Below are 3885 nucleotides of genomic sequence, written 5' to 3' on the forward strand. Positions count from 1 at the left end.
GCCCAGAACCTCTCCATCTCGCAATCGTCGGTCACCGAAGCGATCAAGGAACTCGAAAGCGATCTCGGCGTCGAACTGTTCGAACGCCACCCGCGCGGCCTCAACATCACCCACAAGGGTCACCAGTTCCTGCGCCATGCGACGAAAATCCTCGCCGATGTTTCCGACGCGCGTCGCTCTTTCTCCGGCGAGCAGGCGGTGGCGGCCGGCCGGCTGCAGCTCGGCGTCACCTCGCTGGTCGCCGGCTATGTGCTGTCGGATCTGCTCGCCCGCTACCGCCGTGCCTATCCCGGCGTCGAGGTCTCTGCCATCGAGGACAATGGCGATTATCTCGAACACCTCCTGATCGGCGGCAAGCTCGACATTGCCGTCATGGTCACCTCCAATTTGCGCGACCGCACCGCGTTGCAGTCGGAAATCCTCGAAGTCTCGGCCTATCGGCTGTGGCTGCCGCTCGGTCATCCGCTCGTCGGCGCCGACATCATCAGCATTGGCGACATTGCCTCCGAAACGCTGATCATGCTGACCGTCGACGAGATCGAGGAGAATACCGGCAAGCTGCTGACGGCGATCGGCGCCAAGCCGCATGTCGCCTTCCGCACCCGTTCCGTGGAGGCCGTGCGCAGTCTGGTCGCCACCGGTGCCGGCGTGGCGCTGCTGCCCGATCTCGTCTACCGGCCCTGGTCGCTGGAAGGCGACCGCATCGAATCGCGCGATATTTCCGGCTCCTTGCCGGTGGTCCAGGTCGGCATGGTCTGGCGGCGCGGCTCCGGTCTGCCGCAGGCCGCGCGCGATTTCATCGGTCTTGCCCAGTCGCAACGGACGGTCCGCCAGCGTCCCTGAGACGCCGGCTGCACATCTATCGGAAAAACCGATATCGCCCTTCTGATAAATGAATTTGCGAAACCGGAATTTTCAAAGCACTTTCGGTTCAGGGACCAAAGCCGCCATCAGAGCGGCATCAAGCCCAACGGACGAACTGACAGTTTTCAGTCCGCGCGTGACCCCTAACGAAGACCGAAACCGGCTTTCAGGGTCAGGCGCCTAAATGGGAGATCGACAATGAATTCATTCCTGAAGTCATGCACTGCTCTGACGGTCGCGCTGACCTTTTCCGGTCAGGCCGTCGCCCAGGTCAAGGAACTTGGCAAGGGCGAAGGCCAGGTCAACATCGTTGCCTGGCCGGGCTACATCGAGCGCGGCGAAACCGACAAGGGCTATGACTGGGTGACTTCCTTCGAGAAGGAGACCGGCTGCAAGGTCAACGTCAAGACCGCCAACACCTCCGACGAGATGGTCTCGCTGATGAATGAGGGCGGCTTCGACCTCGTCACCGCTTCGGGCGATGCCTCGTTGCGCCTCGTTGCCGGCAAGCGCGTGCAGCCGATCAACACCGATCTCATCCCGAGCTGGAAGACGGTCGACGAGCGCCTCAAGGACGCGCCGTGGTTCACCGTCGGCGGCGCCCACTACGGCGTTCCCTACCAGTGGGGTCCCAACGTCCTGATGTACAACACCGACGTGTTCAAGGAGGCTCCCAAGAGCTGGAACATCGTCTTTGAGGAAATGAAGCTGCCGGACGGCAAGTCCAACAAGGGCCGCGTCCAGGCCTATGACGGGCCGATCCACATTGCGGATGCGGCCAACTATCTGATGTTCCACAAACCGGAACTCGGCATCAAGGATCCCTATGAACTGAACGAGGGCCAGTACAAGGCGGCGCTCGAATTGCTGCGCGTCCAACGCACACTGGTTGGCCGCTATTGGCACGACGCCGCCATCCAGGTCGACGATTTCCAGAACGAAGGCGTCGTCGCTTCCGGCTCGTGGCCGTATCAGGTCAACACGCTGGTCGCCGCCAAGAAGCCGGTCGCTTCCACCATCCCGGAGGAGGGCGCCACCGGTTGGGCCGACACCACCATGATGGAGGCCGACGCCGCCAACCCCAACTGTGCCTATATGTGGATGGAACATTCGCTGTCGCCGAAGGTGCAGGGCGATGTCTCAGCCTGGTTCGGCTCACTGCCCGTCGTGCCCGCCGCCTGCAAGGGCAATGAGCTTTTGACCGACGAGGGTTGCAAGACCAACGGCTACGAGAACTTCGACAAGATCAAGTTCTGGAAGACGCCGGTGTCGAAATGCGCCACCCAGAACGATCAGTGCGTGCCCTACTATCGCTGGGTGTCGGACTATATCGGCGTCATCGGCGGACGATGAGCATCCTTGCCCTCCCCCTTGTGGGGAGGGTCGACGCATAGCGTCTGGGTGGGGTCTGCTCGGCAGTTCGTGGCAGTGCCTGGCCCTTCGCAAGGCTCAGGCGTTCGAAGCTCGAAAAGCCAAGCAATTGGCTTTCCTCCGCTATGCGGATCACTTCTCACCCCCACAAGGGGGAGATAGGACGTCGCGCGACATCAACACATCAAACCGGCAACGGACTGACAGCCCATGACCTCCGCCGTCTCCTTCCAGAAAGCCTCGCGCCATTTCGGCAGCGTGCGCGCGGTCGACGCGGTCGATCTCGACATCGCGCCGGGCGAGTTCTTCGCCATGCTCGGGCCGTCTGGTTCCGGCAAGACCACTTGCCTGCGCCTCATCGCCGGCTTCGAGCAGCCGACATCGGGCTCGATCTCGATCTTCGGCGACCGCGCCGAGGGCGTTCCGCCCTATCGCCGCAACGTCAACACCGTGTTTCAGGATTATGCGCTGTTCCCGCATCTGAACGTGCTCGACAACGTTGCCTACGGGCTGATGGTCAAGGGCGTCGGCAAGGCTGAGCGGCACAAGGCGGCGGAAGAGGCGCTGTCACTGGTGCGGCTGCCCGGCTATGGCGCCCGCCGGCCCGGCCAGCTTTCCGGTGGCCAGCGCCAGCGCGTGGCACTGGCCCGCGCGCTGGTCAACCAGCCAAAGGTGCTGCTGCTCGACGAGCCGCTCGGCGCGCTCGACCTCAAATTGCGCGAGAACATGCAGGAGGAGTTGAAGTCGCTGCAGAAGGCGCTCGGCATCACCTTCGTCTTCGTCACTCACGACCAGGGCGAAGCGCTGTCGATGGCCGACCGCGTCGCCGTCTTCAACGATGGCAAGATCATGCAGATCGGCACTCCGGAAGATATCTACCAGCGGCCGAGGACCCGCTTCGTCGCCGATTTCGTCGGCTCCTCCAATGTGCTGCCGCCGGATTTCGTGCAGCGCTATTCCGGCCAGCATCGCTGGGGGAGTCTCCGCCCTGAATCCATTCGCGTCGGCCGCGCGGCCAAGGGGGTCACAAGTGGTGAAGGCGTATCGGCCCGCCTCATCTCGACCAATTATCTCGGCGCCACGACAAAGCTGGCGCTCGACGCCGACGGGCTGCGGCTGCACGCCATCGTGCCGGCCGGCATCGCCTTGCCGGCAGAAGGCGAGGCGGTTGTGCTGACCTTCAACCGCGAGCACCTGCATCTGATGGACGAGCCGGCATGAGCCTCGACGCCGCCATGATGCGTGCAACCGCTCCCGCCATCCTGCCGGGTAGCGGCGGTCTGCGCGGCGCTCTGTCGGACCTTTTCTGGCGCAAGCCGAAGGTCCTGTTGCTGCTCATGCTGCTGCCTCCGGTTTTGTGGCTGGGCATCGTCTATATCGGCTCGCTGTTTGCGCTGCTGGCGCAGAGCTTTTTCTCCATCGACGAGTTTTCCGGCCTCATCGACCGCGAGTTCACGCTCAAGACCTATGGCGATCTGTTCCAGGCTGCCAATCTCGACATCATCCTGCGCACGGTGACGATGGCGGCTCTGGTCACGCTGGCCTCGGCCGTCATCGCCTTCCCCATCGCCTACTACGCGGCGCGCTATGCGCGCGGCCGCTGGAAGGCCTTGTTCTATCTCGGCATCATGCTGCCGCTGTGGTCCAGCT

Annotated in this window: 3 protein-coding genes and 1 pseudogene; all 4 read left to right on the forward strand. The window is 63.2% G+C overall.

Annotation, left to right across the window (positions count from 1 at the left end):
• Nucleotides 1-843 (forward strand): LysR substrate-binding domain-containing protein (locus EN879_RS27035; protein ID WP_127274350.1); only part of this gene is annotated, 843 nt, incomplete at its 5' end.
• Between the two features lie 219 nt (nucleotides 844-1062).
• Nucleotides 1063-2217, forward strand: coding sequence for an ABC transporter substrate-binding protein (locus EN879_RS27040; protein ID WP_063169922.1), 1155 nt, complete (start codon nucleotides 1063-1065; stop codon nucleotides 2215-2217).
• Nucleotides 2218-2445: 228 nt separating this feature from the next.
• The gene (locus tag EN879_RS27045; RefSeq protein WP_063169923.1) at nucleotides 2446-3456 is read left to right on the forward strand and encodes an ABC transporter ATP-binding protein; all 1011 of its coding nucleotides are present in this window, start codon (nucleotides 2446-2448) and stop codon (nucleotides 3454-3456) included.
• A pseudogene (locus EN879_RS27050) lies at nucleotides 3453-3885 on the forward strand (ABC transporter permease); the annotation flags it as partial. The gene EN879_RS27045 and the pseudogene EN879_RS27050, both read left to right, overlap by 4 nt.

The sequence above is a fragment of the Mesorhizobium sp. M7A.F.Ca.AU.002.02.1.1 genome (assembly GCF_003998535.1).
In the GTDB taxonomy this organism is placed as follows: Bacteria; Pseudomonadota; Alphaproteobacteria; order Rhizobiales; family Rhizobiaceae; genus Mesorhizobium; species Mesorhizobium ciceri.